General features: G+C 61.1%; 18 protein-coding genes and 2 pseudogenes. 1 reads left to right on the top strand and 19 read right to left on the bottom strand.

Annotated features, from left to right (window positions below; translation table 11 throughout):
* Positions 1-212: 212 nt before the first annotated feature.
* From argH to CLV65_RS09135, 10 genes and pseudogenes are all read right to left on the bottom strand, one after another.
* Complete coding sequence (gene argH / locus CLV65_RS00300; protein WP_094691160.1) at positions 213-1736, bottom strand: argininosuccinate lyase; 1524 nt, start codon at positions 1734-1736, stop codon at positions 213-215.
* An 89-nt stretch (positions 1737-1825) separates the two neighbouring features.
* Positions 1826-3064, bottom strand: coding sequence for an argininosuccinate synthase (locus tag CLV65_RS00295; RefSeq protein ID WP_094691161.1), 1239 nt, complete (start codon positions 3062-3064; stop codon positions 1826-1828).
* Between the two features lie 92 nt (positions 3065-3156).
* Positions 3157-3741, bottom strand: a complete 585-nt coding sequence (locus CLV65_RS00290) for an arginine repressor (RefSeq protein ID WP_094691163.1) — start codon at positions 3739-3741, stop codon at positions 3157-3159.
* Complete coding sequence (gene argF / locus CLV65_RS00285) at positions 3738-4712, bottom strand: ornithine carbamoyltransferase (RefSeq protein WP_094691165.1); 975 nt, start codon at positions 4710-4712, stop codon at positions 3738-3740. Before argF ends, CLV65_RS00290 begins: the two co-directional genes overlap by 4 nt.
* A gap of 149 nt (positions 4713-4861) precedes the next feature.
* Entirely contained in the window at positions 4862-6142 is a 1281-nt protein-coding gene (locus CLV65_RS00280; RefSeq protein WP_094691166.1) for an acetylornithine transaminase, read from the bottom strand.
* Entirely contained in the window at positions 6129-7085 is a 957-nt protein-coding gene (argB, locus tag CLV65_RS00275; protein ID WP_094691167.1) for an acetylglutamate kinase, read from the bottom strand. Before argB ends, CLV65_RS00280 begins: the two co-directional genes overlap by 14 nt.
* Positions 7086-7166: 81 nt before the next feature.
* A complete protein-coding gene (gene argJ / locus CLV65_RS00270; RefSeq protein ID WP_094691168.1) occupies positions 7167-8342 on the bottom strand; it encodes a bifunctional glutamate N-acetyltransferase/amino-acid acetyltransferase ArgJ in 1176 nt (391 codons plus the stop codon).
* Positions 8339-9433 (bottom strand): N-acetyl-gamma-glutamyl-phosphate reductase, encoded by a 1095-nt coding sequence (gene argC / locus CLV65_RS00265; protein ID WP_094691170.1) that lies wholly within the window; start codon positions 9431-9433, stop codon positions 8339-8341. The genes argJ and argC overlap by 4 nt, the downstream gene beginning before the upstream one ends.
* Positions 9434-9876: 443 nt before the next feature.
* Positions 9877-10869: a hypothetical protein gene (locus CLV65_RS00260; RefSeq protein WP_094691171.1), complete on the bottom strand. Its 993-nt coding sequence runs from the start codon at positions 10867-10869 to the stop codon at positions 9877-9879.
* Positions 10870-11027: 158 nt separating this feature from the next.
* Positions 11028-11156, bottom strand: a pseudogene (locus CLV65_RS09135) (N-acetyl-gamma-glutamyl-phosphate reductase); the annotation flags it as partial.
* 405 nt (positions 11157-11561) lie between these two features.
* Between CLV65_RS09135 and CLV65_RS00250 the strand changes: the two are divergent.
* On the top strand, positions 11562-13865 hold the full coding sequence (locus CLV65_RS00250) for an alpha-galactosidase (protein ID WP_094691173.1): 2304 nt from the start codon (positions 11562-11564) through the stop codon (positions 13863-13865).
* A gap of 169 nt (positions 13866-14034) precedes the next feature.
* Here the strand turns inward: CLV65_RS00250 and CLV65_RS00245 are convergent, their stop codons facing one another.
* The 9 genes and pseudogenes from CLV65_RS00245 to CLV65_RS00195 all read right to left on the bottom strand — a co-directional run bounded on the left by CLV65_RS00245 (position 14035) and on the right by CLV65_RS00195 (position 24916).
* Positions 14035-14898 carry a DUF4190 domain-containing protein gene (locus CLV65_RS00245; RefSeq protein WP_094691174.1) on the bottom strand — a complete coding sequence of 288 codons (864 nt, stop codon included), beginning with the start codon at positions 14896-14898 and terminating at the stop codon, positions 14035-14037.
* A gap of 214 nt (positions 14899-15112) precedes the next feature.
* Positions 15113-17716, bottom strand: coding sequence for a phenylalanine--tRNA ligase subunit beta (gene pheT, locus CLV65_RS00240; protein WP_094691176.1), 2604 nt, complete (start codon positions 17714-17716; stop codon positions 15113-15115).
* Between the two features lie 3 nt (positions 17717-17719).
* Complete coding sequence (gene pheS / locus CLV65_RS00235; RefSeq protein WP_094691177.1) at positions 17720-18787, bottom strand: phenylalanine--tRNA ligase subunit alpha; 1068 nt, start codon at positions 18785-18787, stop codon at positions 17720-17722.
* A 318-nt stretch (positions 18788-19105) separates the two neighbouring features.
* Positions 19106-19987, bottom strand: a complete 882-nt coding sequence (locus CLV65_RS00225) for a TrmH family RNA methyltransferase (RefSeq protein WP_094691179.1) — start codon at positions 19985-19987, stop codon at positions 19106-19108.
* 1272 nt (positions 19988-21259) lie between these two features.
* Positions 21260-21869: pseudogene (locus tag CLV65_RS00215) on the bottom strand (ABC transporter ATP-binding protein); the annotation flags it as partial.
* On the bottom strand, positions 21860-22888 hold the full coding sequence (locus CLV65_RS00210; protein ID WP_094691180.1) for a hypothetical protein: 1029 nt from the start codon (positions 22886-22888) through the stop codon (positions 21860-21862). The pseudogene CLV65_RS00215 and the gene CLV65_RS00210, both read right to left, overlap by 10 nt.
* A gap of 122 nt (positions 22889-23010) precedes the next feature.
* The gene (locus CLV65_RS00205) at positions 23011-23754 is read right to left on the bottom strand and encodes a hypothetical protein (protein ID WP_144441868.1); all 744 of its coding nucleotides are present in this window, start codon (positions 23752-23754) and stop codon (positions 23011-23013) included.
* A gap of 77 nt (positions 23755-23831) precedes the next feature.
* On the bottom strand, positions 23832-24620 hold the full coding sequence (locus tag CLV65_RS00200; protein WP_144441869.1) for a hypothetical protein: 789 nt from the start codon (positions 24618-24620) through the stop codon (positions 23832-23834).
* Between the two features lie 29 nt (positions 24621-24649).
* Positions 24650-24916 (bottom strand): hypothetical protein, encoded by a 267-nt coding sequence (locus CLV65_RS00195; protein ID WP_144441870.1) that lies wholly within the window; start codon positions 24914-24916, stop codon positions 24650-24652.
* Positions 24917-25460 lie beyond the last annotated feature (544 nt).

Raw genomic sequence — 25460 nt, 5'->3', positions numbered from 1 at the left:
CCGTGGAGCACGCCCCCATGGCATGCCCACCGATGGCATGCCCACTCCGGCACACCCACCCTGGCTGTCCCTGACTAACATCCTGGCTGTACACCCATAGCATGACGCCCGGTGGACGGACACCTCGACGAATCACTGCAAACATGTGATTCGCGAAAAGCCATCGTCAACCGGGCGTCATGTGGATGGAACCGCTCCATCCGAGCAGTTTGTCAGTTCAATGAACCTTCGGGCTTGTATGCCGTGCCGTCAGAGACCGATGCGGCGAACTCCTTCGCAGGCTCCAGCTGCTTGCTGGCCTCGGCAATCTGCTCACTGACACGGTCGAATGCCGTGCCGCCCTTGCCCCGGCGGGAATCGACGGAACCTTGGGTGCTGAGGACCTCGCGCACCTGTGGCGCCTTGTCGGCCGGCAGGAAGTCGGCGAAGACCTTGGCGAAATCATCATCGGCAAGATCCCACAATTCCACTCCCCTGCTTTCAGCGATTTTGACGCAGGCGCCGGAGAGTTCATGCGCATGGCGGAACGGCACACCGTTCTTGACGAGCCATTCGGCGATATCGGTGGCAAGTGCGAAACCGGTCGGCGCTTCTTCTTCCAAGCGATCCTTATCGAAACGCATCGTGGCGACCATGCCAGTGAAAGCCGGAAGGATAACTTCAAGCTGACCAACCTGATCGAACACGGCCTCCTTGTCTTCCTGCAAGTCGCGCGCATAAGCGGTGGGAAGCCCCTTGAGCGTGGCGAGCAGACCGGTAAGGTCGCCAATCAAACGACCGGCCTTGCCGCGGGTAAGCTCGGCGATATCCGGGTTCTTCTTCTGAGGCATGATGGAGGACCCAGTGGAATACGCGTCATCGAGCTTGACGAAAGCGAACTCCTGGGTATTCCAGATGATGATTTCTTCCGAGAGCCGAGACAGGTCTACGCCGATCATGGCGGCGATGAAGGCGAATTCCGCCACGACGTCACGCGATGATGTGCCGTCGATGGAGTTGTCGGTCACACGGGAGAAGCCAAGTTCCTTGGCGACCGCCTCGGGATCCAAACCAAGGGTGTTGCCTGCAAGCGCTCCAGAACCGTAGGGGCTGGCGTCGGCACGCTTGTCCCAGTCTGACAGACGCTGGATGTCGCGCAGCAACGGCCAGGCATGGGCCATGAGCTGATGGGCAAGCAGCACGGGCTGAGCATGCTGCATGTGCGTGCGGCCAGGCATGGCGGTGTGACCGGCTGCCTTCGCCTGATCGATAAGGGCCTGGATGAGGCCGATAAGCAGCGAAGCAATCGTGCGGGAGTGACGGCGCAGCCACATGCGAATCAAGCAGGCAATCTGGTCGTTGCGGGAACGTCCTGCACGCAGCTTGCCGCCGAGTTCGTCACCGGCGATTTCAAGGAGACCACGTTCCAATGCCGTGGCTTCGTCCTCGTCTTCTTCAATGGGAGCGAATTCACCGGAATCCACGCGACGCTGCAATTCGTCCAACGCTTCTTCCATATGCTTCAACTCATCGTCGGAGAGCAATCCCGCCCTGCCCAGAGCACGCGCATGGGCACGTGACCCGGCAATGTCATCATCCGCAAGAATCCAATCGAACTGGGTTGATTTGCTCAATCGTGCAAGGGCCGGGGACGGACCAGAGCTGAAACGCCCTCCCCACAGCGCGATTCCCTCATGGGGCTCATTGCCTTCGGAACGGGACGCATCAGTGGTCCCGCTGGCATTGGTCAGTGTCATTCTTCCTCCAGATCGGTTGTGCTCGGCATTTGCTATGTTGCCCTGCGGCGTGAGGAATCCACGCCGCAGGGCAACTCATCAGCATGTGTTTATTCGACAGTGTTTTCGGGAACTTCGATGGCGTTGCCGAACTTCACGTCGCGTGCCGCGGCGACCTTGCTCGGCAGGCCGTAGATCTCGATGAAGCCCACGGATGCATGCTGGTCGAAGGTGTCACCAGAATCATAGGTGGCGAGCTTGTAGTCGTACAGGGAGGCGTCGGAACGACGACCCGTCACGACGGCGCGGCCGCCATGGAGCGTCATGCGAATCTCGCCGGAGACGTAACGCTGCGTGTCTTCGATGAAGGCATTGAGCGAATGCACGGCGGGCGAATACCACTGCGCATCGTACACAAGCTCGCCCCAACGCTTGTCGATGTCGCGCTTGATGCGGTGCTGCTCGCGCTCCAAGCAGCAGTTCTCGAGCTCCTGATGGGCGGTGATAAGCGCCACGGCGCCCGGAGCTTCATAAAGCTCACGGGACTTGATGCCCACGAGACGGTCTTCGATGAGATCGATGCGGCCGATGCCCTGTGCGCCAGCACGACGGTTCATCTCTTCGATGGCCTGGAGAGGCGTGACGTCCTTGCCGTCGATCTTGACCGGAACGCCCCGCTTGAATTCGATGGTGACTTCATCTTCGACCGGCGGGAAGGAAGGATCATCCGTGTAGGAATAGACGTCCTTGGTCGGAGCATTCCACGGATCCTCGAGGTAACCGGTCTCAATGGCACGGCCCCACACATTCTGGTCGATGGAGTACGGCGACTTCTCGGTCTGCTCGATCGGAAGCTTGTGATCCTGCGCGTACTTGATCTCGATGTCGCGAGTCAGCTGCAGATCGCGAATCGGGCTGATGGCCTTGAGCGTCGGGTCGATGGACTGAATCGACACTTCGAAACGCACCTGGTCGTTGCCCTTGCCGGTGCAACCGTGTGCGATGGTGTCGGCGCCGAACTGATGGGCAGCACGCACCAGATGCTTGGTGATAAGCGGACGGGAGATGGCGGAGACGAGCGGGTACACGCCTTCATACATGGCGTTCGCCTTGAGCGCGAGCATGCAGTACTCGTCGGCGAACTCGTTGCGAGCATCCACGACGTATGCTTCGACGGCACCGCACGCGAGGGCGCGTTCCTTCACCGTTTCAAGGCTTTCGCCACCCTGGCCCACATCAAGGGAGACAGCCACGACATCCTTGCCGGTGCGCTCCTTGAGGTAGGGGATGGCGACGGAGGTGTCGAGACCTCCCGAATACGCCAGGACAATGCGGTTCTTGTCTGCCATGTTGTGCCTTTCGGTTCTCATTCCCGAAGGAATGTGTTGTTTATTGTGTTATGCGTGCTATGCGCTGAAGTTAATGGTATGCCTTATTTGCCTCAACGGTCGGTCGGAGCGTCTGATGCGCCAGCGCTGCGTTGGTCAACCGCGAGGCTGAGCAAGCGTTGCGCCGTGCGCTGGGCGCCATCGGCGTCGCTGGTCACGATCATGACTGTATCGTCCCCAGCGATTGTACCGAGCACAGAATCCAAGTTCGCCCTGTCCAGCACACTGCCCAGGTATTGCGCAGCCCCGGAAGGAGTGTGCAGGACGACGATGTTTCCCGCCGCTGCGACGGAGAGCACCATGCCGGTGAGTGTTTTCGACAGCAGCGGATCTTCTTTTGCAGGTGCAAACAGGGTATCGCTGCCGGATGCATCGGTAGCGGAGGAAGTATGCGTGTGCGGTGGCAGCGGGAGCTCATATGCCACGCTGCCATCGGCCTTCCGCGTCTTGACGGCATGGAGCTCATCAAGATCGCGGCTCAACGTGCTCTGCGTTACATCGAGTCCCTGCTCGGCGAGCATGATCAGCAACTGCTGCTGGGACGTGACGATGTGCTTGAGCAAAACATCCTCGATGACGCTCAGGCGTGCGGCCTTGGTCATGGGACGTTTCATGTTGAGTACAGGCCTTTCGCTCATGCGCACTCCCCCAACAGCGACGGATCCTCACGTTGCCAAGCGATGAGCCAGGTCATGAGGGCTTTCTGCGCGTGCAGTCGGTTCTCCGCCTCGTCCCACACGACGGACTGCGGCCCGTCGATGACGGATGGCGTCACTTCCTTGCCGCGATATGCGGGCAGGCAGTGCTGGAACAATGCATCCGGCTTGGCATAGCTCATGAGCTTGTCGTTGACCTGATAATCCCAGAACGGCTTGGAACGAATCGCATATTCGGCTTCCTCGCCCATCGACACCCACGTATCGGTGAACACGCAGTCAGCGCCATCAACCGCTTCACGCGGATCAGTGGTGACGAGGATGCTACCGCCATTCTGCTCAGCGATGCGCTTGGCATCGTCGACGATGTCCTTGCGGGGCAGGAAGCCTTGCGGCCCCGCCACGCGCACATCCATGCCAGCCACAGCACCTGCGAGAAGGTATGAGTTGGACATGTTGTTGGCTGCATCTCCGACGTAGGCGATGGTCTTGTTGTGCAGCTCGTCCACACCGCCGCGGAACTGCGCGATGGTGAGGAAGTCGGCGAGCACCTGGCAGGGATGGAAATCATCGGTCAGAGCATTGATGACCGGCACCGTGGAATACTTCGCCATTTCTTCGACACGGTCCTGTCCGTAAGTGCGCCACACGATGGTGTATGCCATGCGCGTGAGCACTCGTGCGGTGTCAGCGACCGGCTCGCCACGGCCCAGCTGGGAGCTGGACTTGTCGATGACCAGCGGGTAGCCGCCCAGCTCGGCAACGCCGATGGAGAAGCTGGAGCGAGTGCGAGTGCTGTTTTTGTCGAAAAGCACAGCCACAGCCTGCGGGCCGGCAAACGGCTGGGAATAGAAACGGTTTTCGCGGAACTTCATGCCCAGTTTGAGGATTTGCTTCTGCTCTTCATGGGTGATGTCGTCATCGCGAAGCATGTGACGCAGCTGATGTGTCATGAGTCTTCCTTCTTCCGATGATTCCGCGCCTCTGCGGGGTGGCGCCGGCAATGCGGCTGCAGTTACCCAGCAGAGAGGCGCGGATGTTACGTACCAAGATTAATAGTTGTGTGACGGGCTCTGTGCTTCGGCTCAGTCATCCAGCGGATTCAGTCATCCGGCAGATCAGAGGGGACCTTGGCCAGAATGCTCACGGCCTCGTCCACATCGCTTTCCGACACGACGAGCGGCGGTGCCATGCGAAGGGCGTGAGGCGCCACCGGATTGACGATAAGACCGTGTTCCAACGCCCAATTCGCAGCCGCATGCGCGCACGGATGCGCGAGCACGACAGCATTGAGCAATCCCCTGCCGCGAGACTGCGTGAACAACGGGTTGCCGCATGAGGCGAGACCGTCACGCAACTGCTTGCCACGTTCCTCTGCGTTGGCGAGCAATCCCTCGGATTCGATTGTGTCGATGGTCGCCACGCCGCATGCACAGCCCAAGGGGTTGCCTGCGAAAGTCGACCCATGGGAACCGGGAGTGAACAGGGATGAATTGCGCTTGCCGAATGCGATAAGCCCGCCCATGGGGAAGCCACCAGCGACGCCCTTGGCGAATGTCACGGCGTCAGGGATGATGCCGCCGGAGAGGTCTTCGCGCTGGAAAGCGAACCATTTGCCGGTGCGTCCGATGCCGGTCTGCACTTCGTCGATGATGAGCAGTGCGCCGTGTTCGGTGCACAGCTGGCGTGCGGCCTTCACAAACTCGGCGCCCACCGGGAGCACGCCCGCTTCGCCTTGGATGAGTTCCATGATGACCGCGGCGACGGGCCCCTGCTCATCGCTGGCGTCAAAAGCATCCTGCAGCGCCTGCACGTTGCCGGCCTCGACGAACTGTGCGCCAGGCACGAGCGGCTCGAACTGTTCGCGAATCACCGGTTTCCACGTGATGGACAATGCGCCGAGGGTGCGGCCATGGAACGCATGGGTCAGGGCGATGATGCGCGCTGGTTTGCCTGTATTGTTGGGAAGCGTATTGCCATGCAGCTTAGCGAGTTTCATCGCGGCTTCGTTCGCCTCGGCGCCGGAATTGCCGAAATACACGAGGGAGCCTTCGGGTGCGCCCGCCTTCTCAATCAGCTTGGAGGCCAAGGTGATCTGAGGCACGGTGGCGAAATAGTTCGACGTGTGCGCAACCTTGTTGGCCTGCTCGGTGAGCGCCTTGATCCATGCAGGATGCCCATAGCCCAGCGAGTTCACTGCGATACCGCCAAGGAAGTCGAGGTATTCGTTACCGTCAACATCCCAGATGCGGGTGCCTTGCGCGTGGTCCATGACGCGCAGCGGCGTGCCAAACACGTTCATGTGAACATCGCTGTATTGCTGAAGCAATGCGGCGTCTTTAGGACCGAGCTGCTCCAACGTGGTGTCGTCAGATTGTGCCATATTGGCTCCTCATTTCCATTCCTTCTCCAGGCACGACCATTGTGCCGATGCCATCCCGTGTGAAGATTTCGTTCAGCAGCGAATGCGGGCGTCGCCCATCAATCACGTGGGCTTCCTCCACTCCGCCGTCGACTGCGCGGATGCACGCCTCCATCTTGGGACGCATGCCGCTCTCCAATTCGCCCATCATGTCTTGCAGTGTGGAAGAACCGATGCGGCCAACGAGGGAATCCTTGTCAGGCCAGTCCGCGTACAGGCCTTCGACATCCGTAAGAATGACGAGTTTGCGAGCGCCCACGGCTGTTGCCAATGCGGCTGCCGCAGAATCGGCGTTCACGTTAAGCACCTGCGTGACGTCCTCCTCGTCCGGCGCCACGGAGCTCACCACAGGAATACGTCCTGCTGCGATGAGATCTTCCACCGCGGATGCATCCACACTGATCACGTCACCCACCAAGCCGATGTCAGTGGGCTTGCCGTCGATGACGGGCTTGCGCTTGACAGCGGTGAACAATCCGCCGTCTTCGCCGCTCATGCCGATGGCAAGGGGGCGATGGGAATTGATCAGGTCGACGAGTTCACGCGACACTTTGCCGGTAAGCACCATGCGCACGACGTCCATGGCCTCGGGCGTGGTCACGCGCAGACCACCCTTGAACTCCGACTTGATGCCCAATGCCGCAAGCATCTTGGAAATCTGGGGGCCGCCTCCATGCACGACGATGGGATGCATGCCGACTTGGTGAAGAAACACCATGTCTTCGGCGAACGCCTGCTTGAGGCGTTCGTTGACCATTGCATTGCCGCCGTACTTGATGACGACCCTTTGTCCGGAGAATTCCTCAAGCCATGGCAACGCCTCGATGAGGACCTCTGCCTTCTGGTCGGCCGTCAGATCGGCGTGGACGTCGATGTGGTATCCCGGGCCTTTCAATTCGCTCATGTAACTTCTTTTCGTTTGTTTGGCTGTACCGACGCAAGCGGACTGACTGCCAATCCGGCAATCGTCCGCTGTGCGCCCGGCTCAGGATTCGTAATCCGCGTTGATGTGAACGTACTCGTGCGTGAGGTCGTCCGTCCACACCGTGGCCTCGCCGGTGGAACCGGTGTTGAGGTCGATGTCGATGTGCACTTCGCGTTCCTCCATGTGGACGAGGTCGCGGGGCTGCCCCGGCTTGCCGCCGTCGCACACCCGCACGCCATTGACGTCCACGGTCACATCGTTGGGGTCATAAGGCGCCACGTCTTCTGGCACGATGCCCAGTGAGCTGACGACGCGGCCCCAGTTCGGGTCATTGCCGCAGATGGCGCACTTGAGCAGGTTGCTTGCCGCCACTGCGCGTGCACATGCGAGCGCCGCGTCTTCGCTTGTGGCGCCGGTGACCTTCACTCGGATGTCATGCGACGATCCTTCGCCATCGCCCACGATCTGACGGGCGAGGCTTGCGGTGGCCTTGGCGATGTTCTGTGCGAACTCCTCGGGGTCGGGGGTGACTCCGGAGGCGCCGGATGCGAGGAGCAGCACAGTGTCGTTCGTGGACATGCAACCGTCCACGTCGATGCGGTTGAAGCTGTATTCGGCGCCATGCTCCAATGCCGCATGCATCTGTTCCGGTGTCACGACAGCATCGGTGGTGATGACGCAGATCATCGTCGCCAGCTGCGGCGCAATCATGCCCGAGCCCTTGACCATGCCGCCGATGCGATACCCTGCGGCTTCGATCTCGACGGTCTTGGGATGAGTGTCGGTCGTGAGGATGGCGACGGATGATTCATGGCCTGCCTCAGGCGTGCTGGCAAGCGTAGGGTATGCAGCCTTCATGCCGTTGAGCAGATTGTCGAGCGGCAGCAGGTCACCGATCATGCCTGTGGAGCACACCGCGACGTCAGAAGACTTCGGGAATCCAGCCAAGGATGCGAGGGTCTCGGCTTCCTTGGCCGCCTGGTCGTAACCTGCCTGCCCGGTGCATGCGTTTGCGCAGCCGGAGTTGATGACGACGCCGCGCAGATGCCCATCAGCGATGGCCTTGCGGGACCACTGCACGGGAGCAGCGCAGAAACGGTTCGATGTGAAGACGCCAGCGGCAGCATCAAGCGGTCCATTGTTGACGACCAGCGCGAGGTCTTTCTTGCCTTTGACGGCAGAGATGCCCGCTGCGATGGATGCAGTGCTGAAACCTTTGGGGAATACGACGCTCACGGTGCTACTCCAATCTTGGTGAGGCCGGTGGACTCGTCGAGCCCAAGGGCGATGTTGAGTGATTCGATTGCTTGACCAGCAGTGCCACGGTTGAGGTTGTCGATGGCGCTGAACGCATAGAGCCTCTGGGAATTGCGATCGACCGCCACTTGGATGTGCGCGGCGTTCGAGCCGAGTACATTCGCCGAGGCAGGCAGCATGCCTTCGGGCAGTACGCAGATGAACTGCTGGCCTTCATAGGCGTGGAGCCACACGTCGCGGATCTGTGCGTCCGACAGATCCTTGGCCTTGTCGGTCAGCGGTGCGCTGACCGTTGCCAGGATGCCACGCGACATGGGTGCGAGGATTGGTGTGAAACCAAGCGTGAAGCGATCCGCGTCGGCTGCGGAAAGCCCTGCGGCGTGCGCGAAGTTCTGCAAGATCTCGGGAATGTGGCGGTGCTTGCCTGCCACGGAATATGGCAGAGCGGATTGCAATGCTTCGGACGCCAGAAGATACGGCTTCTTGAGACTCTTGCCGGCGCCGGAGTAGCCGACGACCAGATCCGCGACGATGCCTTTGGGGTCCACAAGCCCTTCAGCGATACCCGGCTGCATGGCGAGCGTGGTCGCCGTCACGTTGCAACCAGGCCCCGCAATGCGCTTGACACCGGGAATGCACTCGCGCTGACGCTTGTAGGAGCCATCGGGGTTCTTGCCGATGATGAGCTCGGGCATGCCATACGTCCAGTGCTCGTAGAAATCGCCACCGTAGAAGGCATCCCACGCGCTCTTTTCCTCAAGGCGGTGATCAGCCCCGAGGTCGATGACAATGCTGTCAGGGTCGAGCTGCGCAGCGAGCGCACCCGATGCCCCATGCGGAAGGGCGAGGATGATGACATCGTGCCCATTGAGATTCTCCGGCGTGGAATCCTGCACCGTAAGGCCAGCAAGCTGCGGGATATACGGCGCGAACGGGGCAAAGCTCTGCCCCGCGGAGGAATGCCCCGCCACGCATGTCACTTCAAAATTAGGGTGCTGCGCAAGGATGCGCAAGGCCTCTCCACCTGCGTACCCTGTAGCGCCAGCCACTGCTACCGTGAGCTTTCCCACAGCCGCTCCTTCCATTCCATCTGGCTGCGGCACCGTGCGTGCCGCTCGCCGGCCACCGCATCGCATAAAGAATATGTGAATATATGCATAATTATGCATATGATTTGCGTGAATTCAAAATCGCGACACGCCATCGTGCCACACACACGCACATACGATGGAGGCAGCTGACACATGAGGCTGGTGCGCGCCACGGCGCGTATGGCCCGCGCCTCCTGGCGCAGCCGCACCGATACCGTCCACAGGTGCGGCGGGCGGCTGACACGGCGACTCCCAACGAAACGATGGGGGCAGTGGCCTGTCCGATACGGTAACCGGTCAGGCCACTGCCCCATGGGTCTTGTAGCGTTACTGCTGCCTGCAGCACAGGGGCTGGTATCCGATCATGCTTTCGCAATGCCCCGGACGGCGTGATGGTCACGGCCCTTTCGCCCGCCGCGCCATCAGGGTCGATAATCAGGTTGGACTGGTTCGAGAACGACGGGGAACCATACGCCGCCGACTAGGGCGCCATCAGGGTCGATGATCAGGTTGGACTGCTTCACCTTATCGGGCAAGGCATTCGAGGGGAGTTCCGGCCATCCGCCGTCGGGGATGTCGGATTGCGGCCGTTCGACCAAGGATCCAGCGCGCGACGCCACGCCCACCAGCATGATGTTCACTGCGTAAATGGCGACGGCGATACCAAGGACACGCACCGTGACGCCAGAGGGGCCGATATCGGCCGTGACGGGGTGCGACGGGAAGATGCCGCAGTACAGCTCTATCGTCAGCAGGGCGAGGCTCGCAACACCGCACCCCGTATACGAGAGCACCGCGGCAAGACCCGCATGCCGCCGGCAGTCCGAATACCGCCATCCTCTGCCAGCTATGCCAGTGTATCTGCCCCGGCACAGCACGCACGCGGCCAGGGGCTGCAGGGGGCCCGACGGCCCTTGACACGTGGTACCCCCGTCACCCAGCAGGTAGAAGGATGCCGTAAGCTCGTAAAAGTTCCAGCCAATCAGCGGCCAGAACATCTCACGCCCGCTCCTCACTGTGTTGATCCCGCCGGCATCGAAACCCTCGCAATTGAGCTCGATACACCACCCGGCAAGCGCGCACGCCACCACGATAATCACGAACCGGGCGTAGACCAGGGCGCGCAGCGTCTTGGCGGTCTTCAACGACTCGCCCACCCGACGGCATTCGATCACCGCTTGATCAGCGACATCACCGTCACGGACGGCTGTGTTCCACGGCAGTGACGCACCCGTCCGCACCGGAGGATGGTCGTCAAAACAGCATGACGGGCAGGCGAGCTCGCACGCCTGATACCACTTGCGGCACCATGGGCACCGGACGTACGGTCCGAAACCCGTGTCGTTCAACCGACGGGACCAGTGCGTCAACACAACCGCCGCCACCAGCCATATGACATTCGCCGTCAATACCATGTCAATACCACGCCTCTCACCCTTTCGCCCCGGTCGCATTCGCAGGCAATGATGTCACGACAGCGCAGCAGACGACAGCGAGGACAGCGACGACGAGCCTGGCCGCGGAACGCATTCCCGATGCGCGGTTCCGCACTCCAAAATAAGGATGCTGCGCAAAAATAAGGGTGCCGCGTAAGGATGCGCAAGGCCTCTCCACCTGCGTACCCTGTAGCGCCAGCCACTGTTATCGTGAGCTTTCCCGCAGACTCCCCCCTTCCGTTCCATCTGGCTGCGGCACCGTGCATGCCGCTCGCCGGCCACCGCATCGCATAAAGAATATGTGAATATATGCATAATTATGCATATGATTTGCGTGAATTCAAAATCGCGACACGCCATCGTGTCACACCCACGCACATACGATGGGGTTAAAAAACCTCAAAAACCTCAACGAAGAAGCAATCGGCATCTGGCAACAGCGCCATGCTGCAAGCCACCCTGCCAACATCATCGAGACGCTGCGACCACCGGCAGTCAGACGCCCGCAGCACCCGATGCCCAGCCAACTGCAGCCAAATACAGCCCCGCAGCCGGCCGCAGCCAACCGCAACTGACCACAGTCAACCGCAGCCGGCCGCAGCCGATCACAATCAACCGCAACCAACCCAACCAACCGACCCGACCAACCGATCTCAAAGGAGAGCACGGCAATGACGCACATGACCATCACCCACGCGCACGCCGCCGACGGCACCGCACTCACCGCAGCATACGCCGAGAACACCTCCGCCAACGTTGCATTCGCACTCGTCTTCCCCGGGCATGACCTTCCGCGTTTCGTTCACTGGGGACGCCCATTGCCCCACCCGGAAACCGTCGCGGCCCTCTATGACGCGCTGCATCCGCAACGCGTGTCCGGGGCTTTGGACAACACCGCATGGCCAAGCATTATCCCCACGCAATCGGAATCATGGATCGGCGCCCCTCGCATCGACATCCGCCGAGACGGCACCGAAGCATTCTGCAACTTCAGCGTCACCGCCATCCGCCCGTCCAACACCGACATCCACCCGTCCGACACCGACACCATCCGCCCGTCCGACACCGACACCATCCGCCCCTCCGACAGCCCCGTCCGCACATCCGTTCCCTCAGCGTCCGCATCCCCATCCCTCAGCGTCGACGCCGAAGACAGCGAGCAGCACATCGGCCTGCACTGGGACTGCGAACTGACCGACTCGGGCCTGATTCGTCAACGCGCCACCATCACCAACCTCGGCGAAGGCGCGCTTGACGTCAATGGCATCGAGCTGGGCTACCCGCTGCCCCAGCAGGCAACCGAGATACTCACCACCACAGGCCACCATTTGCACGAACGCTCACCCCAGCGCCAGCCGCTCACCATCGGCCGCTTCGAAAGACTGTCGATGGCCGGGCGCCCCGACTTCGACGCATCCCTGCTGCTGACCGCCGGCACGCCCGGATTCGGTTTCGAACGCGGCGACGTGTATTCAGTGCATGTCGGCTGGAGCGGCAACAGCGTGCTGTCCGCGGAACGCCTGCCCTACGCCCAAGGCGTGATTGGCGGAGGCGAGAAGCTGTTCGGCGGCGAAATCACGCTCGCGCGCGGCGAGCATTACACCACGCCGTGGGTGTATGGAGCGTTCGGCACCGGGCTGGATGAGGTCGCGCACCGCTTCCATGGATTCGTGCGCGCACAGCACCCGAATCTGACACGCAAGCCGCGTCCGGTCATCCTCAATACGTGGGAGGCCGTGTACTTCCAGCATGATTACGACACGCTCGCCCGACTTGCCGACAAGGCAGCGGACAGCGGCGTGGAACGGTTCGTCGTGGATGACGGATGGTTCGGTTCAAGGCGAGACGACACTTCGGGCTTGGGCGACTGGTGGGTTTCGCAGGACGTCTGGCCTGACGGCCCCAACAGTCTCAAGTCGCTGGCGGATTACGTGCATCGCAAGGGCATGGAGTTCGGCCTGTGGTTCGAGCCGGAGATGGTGAATCCGGATTCCGAAATGTTTCGAAAGCATCCGGATTGGGTGCTGCGCCCCACCCCCGCACGCCTGCCGTTGCAAGGGCGCTCCCAGCAGGTCGTCGACCTGACGAATCCGGATGCCTACGACTATGTGTTCGGCGCCATGGACCGCTTGGTTGGCGAACTGGGCATCGACTACATCAAATGGGACCATAACAGGCTGGTCACCGAAGCTGTGTCGCCGCGCACCGGCCGTCCCGCGGTGCACGGGCAGACGCTTGCCGTGTATCGAATCTTCCATGACCTGAAATTCGCGCACCCACGGCTCGAGATTGAAAGCTGCGCGTCCGGCGGGGCTCGCGTGGATTTGGGAATCCTGCGCTACGCCGACCGCATCTGGACCTCCGATTGCGTCGATCCGGTGGAGCGCGCCGACATTCAGCGCTACACGTCGCTTCTGGTGCCGCCCGAGATGATGGGCGAGCATGTGGGGGCAAGCCCGGCGCATTCGACGCATCGTGCGACAAGCCAGGACCTGCGCATGGCAATGGCGTTCTTCGGCCACCTGGGCATCGAATGGAATTTGCTCAAGGAGCCGCCCGAGAATCTGCATAGGCTCGCCACATGGGTGGAGGCTTACAAGAAGCGCCGCCGCACGTTTGCTACGGGAACGGTTGTGCATGCCGACACCGCCGATCCAGCGGTGCGGTTGGATGGCATCGTCAGCGCCGACCGGTCATACGCCGTGTACCGCTTCACCCAGCTCACCACATCGCAGACATACCCTGCCGCACCGGTCAATCTTCCAGGGCTTGCCCGCGATGCCGTTTACCAAATCAAGCCGCTGCCTGTCAGCGCGGACCTCGACGCCACCGGCATCGGCAACGGGCAATCGTCACTTGGTTGGTGGACGTCCCACGGAGTGCTCCTGCCTGCGGTCGCCTTGGAAACATACGGCCTTCGACCGCCGAGCCTGCACCCCGCCCAGGCTGTGTTGTTCGAAGCCGTGCGGATGTGACCGCCCGTTATGAAAGTGGCTTCGAACAGACCATGCCGTTCGAAGCCATGCTGTTCGAAGCCATATGAAAAGCGACGCTGTGACATGAGGCTGTGCGCACTGTCACAGCGTCCACAGCGGCAAGACAATGACGCGGCTGTCCGCCGCGTCCACCGTCTGCCCCGCCGTACTACGCCGAATACACGCTTGCGGAGGCGCTGGATGAGCTGCTGGCGCTTGTGCTGGGTGCCGGAGCCGAACCCGACCCCGAGCCAGAAGTGCCGCTGATGGACTCCAGCAGCTGCGTGTACATGCCGCTGCGCACCAGATAGAACTGGAACACGAGCAGCACCACGCTGAGCACGATGGAGGCTATCGCAAGGCCGCGCCCCTTCATGTGAAACACACGCGTGCGGTGCATGGCGAAGCATCCGAGCACCAATCCCACGAATGGCATGAAGAACGTGGTGATGAACGCGATCACGGACAGCGAATCCCACCTGCCATACCATGGGTTCTGCGCAGGATCGTCAAGGTTCACCGATCCATACGGGGTCCACATGATGTTGCCGTTGCCAGTGCCATCGCCATTGCCTTGGCGCGCACCATTGCGACCATCCGTCTGCTGCCCTGAGAACTGTCCTGGGAACGCGGGAGCGTTGCCAAGGCTGTCTTGACGTCCGTTGCCCGCGCCAGCGTTACCTCCATTGCCGGCGCCCTGCCGACCGTATCCGTTCAACGGAAACGCCTGAGGCGTATTGGCGGCAGGGGAATTCGCAGAAGATCCCGACCCCTTGGAGCCGGAATCAGGCGCACCATAGACATACGGGTTCCATCCCGGATAATCGCTTTGCATGGCGCCATATGCCGGCCGCGACCCCTGTGCATCGCCCGCGGCCTGTGCACCACCTGCAGGAGTCTGTGCATCGCCCGCCGCACCAGGGACATTGCCCTGCGCTTGATCCCACGCTTGACCCTGCGCTTGATCCTGTGCATGATCCTGTACGTTTTCGTAAACGTTCCCGTAGGCGTCATTCCCGTTGGCGTTTGTCATGGCCGTGCCTTCCTCATCGGTTCACCGTTCACTGTGTCAGCAATTATAGGAATCTTCCTGAAAACCACCTGAATGCATCATGCTCACAGCCGAATCTCCCGCCAAATCGCTATCCGTTGGTTCGCTGCCCAAGCCCCGCACAACCCCAGCATGGCGAAGGCCGGCCATGCCTTCACATGACCGGCCTTCCCTGCATTCACAGCCGCATCTGCCGCTATGCGCGCAACTGTGCTCCCAGCTTCGCGCATTCATCGACGATCGCGGCACGCAGCGCGTCGGAATCATCGCTGGAAAGCGTCTTCGTGGGCGAGCGGAACGTCACGGCGTATGCCAGCGACTTCTTGCCTTCGCCCAGCTGGCCGCCGTTGAATACGTCGAACAGCCGCACGTCTTCCAGATCATCACCAGCTGCCGCACGAATCGCGGCCTCGACCTGATCGGAGCTCACGGCATCATCCACGGTGAACGCGAAGTCCTGCTTGACGGGCGGGAAGGTCGAAACCGGCTTGGCCTGCAGCGGAGCGTACGCCACGCCGGCGAAGATGTCGGAAAGGTCAAGCTCGAACGCAGCGGAATGCTGCGGGAAGCCCAGCGCTTCGTTGACGCGCGGGTGGAATTCACCCACGCGACCCACCATCGTGCCGTCGGCAAGCTGCACCGCAGCATAACGACCGGGATGCCACTGTTCCGGCACTGCCACGCCTACAGCAGGCTGCACGAGACGCAGACCGGCGCCCAGGCGGTCGGAGATACGGCGCACGGCTTCCACCGCGTCGCTCCAATCCACGGGACGCTTGTCGCCCAGCCAGCCGTCGTCCTGCGCCAGGCCGGTGAAGATGCCGGCCACATGCAGCGGCTGCTGGGGCAGGCCTGCGTCAAGCGCCGCGAGCTGCTCGTCGGTGGGCTTGACGCCACCGGGCAGGGCAGGCACTGCGGGCGCGTTCGGATCAGCGAGGAACACATGCCCCAGTTCATACAGGCTCACGTTGTCGATGCCGCGGCGAATGTTGCGCTGCACGGTAAGGGCCAGCGTGATGAGGATGTTGCGGCGTAGGAACGGCCTGTCGCCGGCGAGAGGATTGGCGATCTCCACGCTGTAGGGCTTCTCAGTGGCGGGGTCGAACGCGAATGCCTTGAAGTCGGCATCGCCCACGAACGGGTAGGTCAGCGTTTCGACAAGCCCGTATTCCGCCAAAGTGTCGGCCACCATGCGCTTACGCTGCTGGTCGGCGGTGAGCCCCACGTTGCCAGCAGGCACCGGCGGAACGGTCGTGGGGATGGTGTCGTAGCCTTCGATGCGGGCGACTTCCTCGACCAAGTCGCACGGCTCGGTGAGATCCGGCCTCCAGCTGGGAGCGGCAACAGTGAGTTCGCCATTGCCACCGCCGCCCAAGCGGCAGCCGATGTCGGTGAGGATCTCGGAGATGCGGTCGATGCTCAGGTCAAGGCCGGTCAGACGCTCCACTTCGCTTGTCTTAAAGCGAATGGTCTGGCGGTGGGGCACCGTGTTGTAGTCGGTGGGCGTGTTGCTCGCCTCGCCGCCGGCGACCTGAGTGAGCAGCTGCGCCGCCATCTGGGAAGCGGCGGGCTGCAGTTCGGTGTCGACGCCACGTTCGAAACGACGCGACGCCTCCGACGGCGTCTTGTGGCGGCGTGCGGAACGCGCGATGGTCACCGGGTCGAAGTGCGCGGATTCGAGCAGAATGTTCTTCGTTTCGCTCGTCACCTCGCCATAGAGGCCGCCCATGACGCCGGCAAGGCCGATAATGCGGCTTCCCTGCTTGCCGTCCGGTGAATCGGTGATAAGCAGGTCTTCGGTGGACAGTTCATGCGTCTTGCCATCGAGGGTCGTGAGCTTCTCACCTTCCTCGGCGCGGCGCACCACGATTGGCGGGCACAGCTTGTCGAGGTCGTAGGCGTGCATCGGCTGGCCCAGGTCAAGCATCACGTAGTTGGTCACATCCACGGCGAGCGAAATCGGGCGCATCCCGGCGCGCAGCAGGCGATGCTGCAACCATGACGGGGATTTTGCGGTCGAATCGAACCCGCGCACGATGCGCGCATAGTAGCGGTCGCATCCGGGCACGCCGTGAATCGGATTGGTGTCGTTCACAATCACGTCCACGTCCGTAGGGCTGTCTGCCGCCAGCACGGGGGCTGCCGCATTGAGAGCGTCCACCGGATCGGTGAATTGTGCGCCGGTGGAATTGTGGAATTCACGGGCAACGCCGCGATACGAGAACGCATAGCCGCGATCAGGGGTGATGTTGATCTCAAGAAGAGGCTCATCCATGTGCAGCAGCTTGATGGCGTCGTCACCGGGCTTGATGGCGTCGTATTCCTCCTGCGTGTAACCGCGCTCCGACAGCAGAATGATTCCGTTGTGGTCGCTTCCCAAGCCAAGTTCCCGCTCGGAAGCGCACATGCCGTTGGAAATGTGACCGTAGGTCTTGCGCGGCTGAATCTGGAAGTCCCCAGGCAGCACGGCGCCAGGAAGGGTCACGACGACCTTTTCGCCGGCACGCATGTTCGGTGCACCGCACACGATGCCACGTGGCACCTTGTTGCCGTTCTCATCGGTCTCGTTGTAGGCGTCGCCCACGTCCACATGGCACCAGTTGATGACCTTGCCGTTCTTCTGCGGCTCAGGCGTGGCGTCCACCACGTAGCCCACGACGATGGGGCCGGTGACCGACGACTTGTGGATTTCCTCTTCCTCGAGGCCGACGCGCACGAGGTCCTTGGCGAGCTGCTCGTAGGATTCGTCCTGCGGAACCGCCACATGCTCACGCAACCAGTCGATGTCAATGAAAGGCATTGCTCACTCCCCCATCACGAATTGCTTGCTGAAACGCACGTCGCCTTCCACGAGGTCGTGCATGTCGTTGATGTCGTGGCGCAGCAGGAGCGTGCGCTCCATGCCGACGCCGAATGCAAAACCGGAATACACATCGGGGTCGATGCCGGCGGACTTGAGCACATTGGGGTTCACCATGCCGCAGCCGCCCCATTCAATCCAGCCGGGGCCGCCCTTCTTGTCGGGGAACCACAGATCCATCTCGGCGCTCGGCTCGGTGAACGGGAAGTAGCTGGGGCGCAGGCGTGCCTTGGCGTCCGGTCCGAACATCGCGACGGCGAGCTTGTTGAGCACGCCCTTGAGGTCAGCCATCGTCAGGTGTTTGTCGATGGCGAGCGCTTCGCATTGGTGGAAGACCGGGGTGTGCGTGGCATCCAGCTCGTCGGTGCGGTAGACGCGGCCGGTGCAGGCGATGTACAGCGGCACGCCGCGTTCGATGAGCGAACGCACTTGGTCGGACGACGTCTGCGTGCGCACCACGATGTTGGAGCCCACAAAGCCGGCGGCATCCTTCGCCTGGTTGCCCTTGACGTAGAAGGTGTCCTGCATCTGACGCGCCGGATGGTCGGGGCCGAAGTTCAGGGCGTCGAAGTTGTACCATTCCGTTTCGACCTCGGGGCCGTCGGCAATCTGCCAGCCCATGGAGACGAAGAAGTCTTCCACATCCTCCAGCAGCTTGGGCAGCGGATGGCGTGCGCCCAGCGGCTTGCGTTCCACCGGCTGGGTCATATCGACGCGCTCAGCTGTGAGCGCCGCTGCCTCGGCTTCCTGCTTGAGTTGCTCTTCCTTGGGGCCGTAGGCGCGACCAAAGTCGGCGCGAAGCTTGCCGAGCGTCTTGCCGGCGTCCTTCTTCTGGTCCTTGGGCAGGCCGCCGATGGCCTTGGAGGCCGCCGCGAGTGCGGAATCAGCGCCAGCGTATTGCGTGCGCACCGCGTGGAGTTCGTCAAGCGTCGTCGCGGCGTTGACCTTGGAGATTCCTTCGTTGATGGCCGCCGTCAGCGCGGCGGCGTCAAACGTTGAGCTATCTACCACTGGATTACCTTTCTGGTTCCCTGGTTTCGGGCGCTGCCGCCGACACGGGCGGGCGCGGCGTCCATGAAAAACATTGTCATGGTCAGACTCGACATGGCCAGGCGTCCTGTGAACGTGCTGCAATTGCATCACGAGCGCATCGCGAGTGCACCACTACATGCACTGCGAACGCACGGTGAAACACACGGTGAAACGCGCCATGAGCACCATGAGCGCACCGCAAGCAGGCCGCAGCCGCGCCACGCATTCACGAATGGCGCGGCCCTGCACGCTGTCGCGGCGGGTTCCACCGACCAACTGTAGCCGAGCGACAAGCGTTCAGCGCGCCGCGCTCCGCATGGCGAACGCATAAAGCAGCACGGCTGCACTTGTGGCGACGTTGAGCGATTCAGCCTTCCCATATATAGGTATGGTCACCACGTCATCACACCGGTTGACGGTGCCCTCCTCAAGGCCACGCGCCTCGTTGCCGAAGAGCACAGCGCGGGTCTGGGATGTCTGCGCGCCATCGGTGGCAGCAAGCATGTCGGGCAGGCCGATCGGCGGACGCTGGGACGTGCCGTAGACATCGGCTGCGGTTACATGCACGTTGCGTTCGGCGGCCCACCCGAAGAAACCGTCGACGCCGAGCCTCACCACGGGAATGTGGAAGAGAGACCCTGCCGTGGCTCGCACGACCTTGGGGTTGGTCACGTCCACGCAATCATCCACAAGGATGACCCCGGAGCATCCCGCGGCATCTGCCACGCGAACGATGGTGCCGGCATTGCCTGGATCGCGCACCTGCCAGCAAGCGGCGACGAGACCGCCGCGCCCGTCACCGTCGGCAGCAAGCCGTTCATCGATAGGCTTAGTGGCAACATGCTCAACCGCTTCACAGTCCATGACCGCGGCGATGCCTTGGCAATCGGCGCTGATCCGATCCATCACGGCGCCGCTGCAAGGGTGCACGTAGATTCCTTCACGGTCCGCTTCGAAGGCAATCGCCTCCGCGGCGCTGTGCGAATTATGCATAAGCGAAGCGCTCACATACAGGTCATGCACGGCGGATGGCATGAACCGCACCGCTTCCCGCACACTTTGCGGCCCTTCCACCAAAAACTTGCCGATCTTGCGCCGCGTATGGCGGGACGCAAGATCGGCAACATGACGGATGCGGTCGGATTTGGGATTCTCGAGCACTGCAGAACTAATGGGCATGCACCCCATCATAGGGCCGCTACCGGCTCTTGAAGTACTTGAGCAGTCGGGACTCGCGAATGCACAAGCCGATGAACAGCGCCATCACCACGGCACCGGCGAACATCGCCACCGGCACCCGCACACACTGCTGCATCACAGTCGCCGTGTCGGCGGGGCACAGCCTCACGCAAAGACCTGCAAGCAGCATGCCGGCCGACAAGGCCGCGAGCCCCGCCCACGTCAGCGTTTCCAACGTGATGCCCAACAGCAATGATCCGCGCGACTGCCCGGCATGAAGCGCGCCTGCGTATTCCAGGCGCCGCCGTATGACGGCAATGGCACCGCATGCCACGCCAACGCCAAGGCCAATCCACGGCGCGATGCGCGTGGCACGCGATTGGTAAGAGGCTTCGGCATCCCAAGCGGAATAGCTGTTGTTCACGCTGAGCACACCCACGTTCTGGGATGATTGGTCAGCCACCACTGTCGTATACAACAATGCGTCGAGCTGGTCATCCACCGGCCATTGCTGCGCCCAGCATTCCTGGAACTGGCCATCGGATGCACTTGCGGGCACAAGGAATGCGAACGAGAAGCGTGTGTCTCGCCCATCGTTGGGCCAGTCGAATACGCCGCCCACCGTCATCGTGCCCTTGTTGGTAGGCACCACCGATCCGTCGGTGATGCCGAAGAGGTCAGCGAGTTCGTCAGAAACCCACACCTTGCTGGCATCCGCGGTAACGGATGAGGATCGCTCGGAGTCAGCAATCAACTGAATCATGCCGGGGCTCACCTCATACACCGGCACTTCTTGACGCGGAGTTGCCGTGGGGATCACGGAATCACCGGACCGCAACGCGCCGGATTCACGCACGGCATCAGAATCAAGGCTCAGTCCGTCGCATGCCACACCGTCCACCGCGCCGCCCAGCACGTCGCGCACATCGGCCATGGTAGAGACTCGCGTCACCGCTTGGTTCTGCAGCGCAACAATGCTGAGCGCATCATAACCGCCAAGCAGCAGTGCCGCCACAAGCATGATCAGCAGAAACACTAACGCGTGGGTGACGCCCAGCGACAGGTTACGGTGGGCTTCGGAGCACACGCAGCGCAAACGCATCCGCCTGTTCGGATGGTTCGCCGCCATACGCATCGGCGCACTGTCTTCGGCAGACCGATCTGCTGTTGTCTGATTGTTTACTTCAGTTTCTTGCAATGCGGGTTCTTGCAATGCAGGCGCAAGTTCCTCAGCCGCTTTATCGGGACTCTCGGACTCCTCTTCGGTCTCATCCTCCGCAGGCGCATAATCCGCAAGGTCGATTACACGATCACACGCATCGCGCGTGTGTGGGTCATGGGTGGCAACGAATACGATCATGCCCTGCCCTGCAAGGTTGCCCAGCACACGGCTCACGGATTCGGCGGTGCGGGTGTCAAGCTGAGCGGTCGGTTCGTCCACGAGGAGCATGTCAGGGTGAGAGCATACGGCACGGGCAAGCATGAGACGCTGTGCCTCGCCGCCGGAAAGTTCGGCAAAACGCCGATCGGCGACGTCTTCAAGAGAGAACAGCGCCAATGCCTCCCGTGCCTGCGCCTCAGCCTCCTTGCGACTGAGTCCTTTGGCAAGCAGCGGGAAGGCGACGTGGTCAAGAGCACTGCGGTTTGCCACGCCGTAGGGGTTTTGGAACACCCAGCCCACGCGGCCGATTCCTTCGCGCTCGATGTGGCCCGCCCACGGCTTCTCCCACCCGGCAAGGATGGAGAGAAGCGTTGATTTGCCGCAGCCGGACGGACCGCACAGCGCCACCACCTGCCCAGGCTCCACCGTGAAGCTCAGGTGTTCGAAGAGGATGTCAGTTCCAGGGAACCGGTGGGCCACATCCACCGCTGTCACTCGCATGTCGCGCTCCTCAAAGCCGACCCGACCGTGACGTTGTGCATCGCATCGATGTCGCTGCCATCGGTGGCAGTCACCAGACTCACGCCCATCTGAGCTCCCGCAATCGAAACATGCACGGTCTTGCCATCCACGATGATGCACCCGTTCGTGCCTGTTTCATCCATGCCATACACCGCGGCGGCAGGCACACGCAACACATGAGTGGAGTCTCCCGTCGAAATACTGCCGGAGACTCCCGCAAGCAAAGAATCAGCGCTCTGCGACTTCCATGATTGAGAAGCAGAAAGAGCATCGAGAAATGCCCGGTCGGTGATTTCCGTTTGTCCTGCGGGCAGCGTGGCGCTCAGGCCATACAGCGTCACGGTGCGGTCAGCATTCCCCACCGAGGCGCCTCCAATGGTGAGCTTCTGCAACACGCCGGGAACCGTTGCAAGCTGGGAACCCGCCATCACTTGAGCACCGAGGCTGGCAGACCAACCCGACACGCTCACGGACCCTTCAGGTATCCACAACACGTCAGCGATCGACAGGCTGCCGTCCGCTGCGCCTGCAGCTCCAGCGGACGCCAAAAGCTTGCCCCAAGCGTTCCCAGTGTTCCAGCTGTAGGTGGCGCTGTTCGCGTCTGCAGGGTAGCCAAGCCTCACCAATTCATCGTTGAGGGCACGCACATCCTCACCCGTGTCGTAATAATGCAAGTCTCGCCATAACGGCTGGCTCGTGGCGAGCGCCATCACCGGTCGTCCGTCAACCGCAAATGCAGCTTTACCGGACTCCAGCCCGGACGCACTCCAATCCGCGGTAACCATGCCGCTGCTGTTCGAAGTAAGTGTGCGCTCGGCTGAAAACGTAGGTGTGAGAGTGATCTGCCGGGTTTCACTCCATTCCTGGGTCTCCACTGGAGCCAAAGTGACCTCCTTCGCCTGCTGAAGCAGCGCCGGCGTGCGATCAGGCAGATACACGGCACACACTCCTGCGGTAATGCATACTGCTGCAACCACGAGCACACACACCCAAGCCATCGAGACTCCGTGCCTTGCACGGGAAGGCTTCTGGCTCTTTGTTGATTTTCCCATGGGTGTCCCTTTCTATCCATGTCTTTGTGCGACAGCGCCGTCGCCTACCTCACAGCTCGCCTATCCCATCAGCCGAAGGGCTTCCATGTGGGCAGGTTGTCATTAGGACCATAATCCACGCCCATTCCGTTTGCAGTCTGGCATTCGCGGATTCCCATGTCCAACGGGTCGAAGCTGAACACAGTCATGTCCCCGGTTTCGCCATACTCATCCCATTCCTTGAGATACTGCTCCTTGGTATAGCTGACCGGCATCAGCCCCTGCTTATGGAAGCAGTCGACTATCGCCTGCTGGGAATCCGTAAGAAGCGCATCATTGGCGAAAGCCAGATTGTACAAATCGTTGACGTTGATAGTGTAGACCGAGTAGCAATACACCTCATCCTGTGTTAGTTTCTTGCTCTGCTCCGTCGAAAGACGCGCACTGGGATCTCCCCTCGGCAGATCGTGTATCCCGTTAGGATAGGTCACCAGCTGCGGCGCCACATAGCCTTTGTCGACCAGGCACTGCTTGTAATTGTTCCACGCAGCCTCATAATCCGCGCGGCTCACCACCCCGCCATTGTCCACGGCACGCTGCAACATCGCCGTCTCCTCATCCGACCGGGCGTACTCCTTGTCCTTATAATCCAACAGGAACTTAGCACGCTCCTCCAACGAGGAAGCGATCTTCTCCTCCCCCTGCCGCGAAGAGGATTGCTGCGAAGCGCCCGCGGAGGACAACGAAGGGGAAGCCCCGCCCGACGCGCCGCCGCAACCCCCGCACGTCACCAGGCACACACAGGCCACGGCACCTGCAACCACACGAAACATCCCCCTCACCATCATCTCTACCTCTCCATGCTCCGATTCAACGATGAATCCTCCAACCGTGATAGCCTCTCCTCCCGTCAGCCGAGTGGCCTCCATTCAGTCTTCAGCCCATTATCGTAACTCCAACCATTTGCCACCAGACACTCGGACGCATTCGGATCATCGAAATCTATGTGGTACGCAGACTCTTCATTCGCAGAAGCTGATGCGTCCTGCGGTGAAGCTGAGTCATCTCCAGACGCAAGACGATCTCTCCGCTCCTCGACGTCGTTTTTGAACTGCTCCTTCGTATAGCTCGCAGGAGCCACCCCTTGCTTATGAAGGCAGTCAACAATTGCCTGGTCATTATCCGAGGTCAGCGTCTCGTTTCCAAACTGGAGACTATACTGGTCATTCACCTGCATGGTGTATGTCGAATAGCAATACACGGCGTCAGCCTGCGCCTTTTCGCCCTGCTCCTGCGTGATCCCATTGCTGTTGGTCGACGGCAAGTCATACAAGCCATGCGGGTACTTGTACAATTGCGGCGCCACGTAGCCTTTGTCGACCAGGCACTGCTTGTAATTGTTCCACGCAGCCTCATAATCCGCGCGGCTCACCACCCCGCCATTGTCCACGGCACGCTGCAACATCGCCGTCTCCTCATCCGACCGGGCGTACTCCTTGTCCTTATAATCCAACAGGAACTTAGCACGCTCCTCCAACGAGGAAGCGATCTTCTCCTCCCCCTGAGAAGACGAGGAAGCAGATGGCGAACCCGGACCGGAGGAAGACGACCCACCGCTGGCACCAGCGCCACAAGCCGAACACGCAAGCGCAAGCATTACCGCGACGGCTCCAGCAACAACACGCGGACTCCTCATCATCTTAAGATTCCTCCCGCAGATCAAAGCATTCAATTTTCGAGACCATACTTGACGTAATCGCCCGCCACGGACTTTCCGCCTTGTTTATTCGCTCGGCACCATTGCCTCGAGGACGTCCTCGTCCAATTCCTGGACCCGTTCTGCGACGCTTCGCAGAATTCAGTGTCCTGCAGCGAATAGATATGCACCTCGGAATTTGTCGTCGTCACCTGCCATGCGCCATGCCAATATCCACGCTCTATCGTGCCTGACGACTCAGGAATCTGAGTCTCGTAATACGCGCCCGCATTAGCCACGCCCGTACCACTGAACCCAATTAACAAGGCGAAAAGACCTGCAACCATCGCAAGCGATGCCCTGCGGCGTACGCCGCGTGCATCCGCCATCGACCGTGTAACCGTTACATCCGAATGATTAATACTCCACATATGTATCGTGCTCCCTCTGAGAGAACCGGCAACTTCTTCGTTACCTGATGAATTCCCTTAGACGTCAGTGTATCAGATGTGTCTTGCGCCAAGACCTGAACTACTAGAATCATCACAAATTCTTCACTATGAATTCTCTATTCTCCATTAATAAATCCCTCCCTGCACTAGCTTTCAATCAGAGTCCTGGGTCTTACGCACAACGAGGCTCAGACCGAGAAGCAGAAGCACCAATAACATATAAGCGGTAGCCCGATGATACGTCACCGACGTCAAGGAAAGTACAGATGCTGCCATGACCACGAGTTCTCATGAAAGCCGCTCAAGGAGATATATCCATTCAAAGACGGCGCAATCCTTCTGACCCGCGCCCTGAGAAGATGAGGAACCGGATGGCGAGCCCGAACCGGAG

The sequence above is a fragment of the Pseudoscardovia suis genome, from assembly GCF_002797875.1.
GTDB lineage: Bacteria > Actinomycetota > Actinomycetes > Actinomycetales > Bifidobacteriaceae > Pseudoscardovia > Pseudoscardovia suis.
This window is presented reverse-complemented; position numbering and strand designations above follow the sequence as displayed.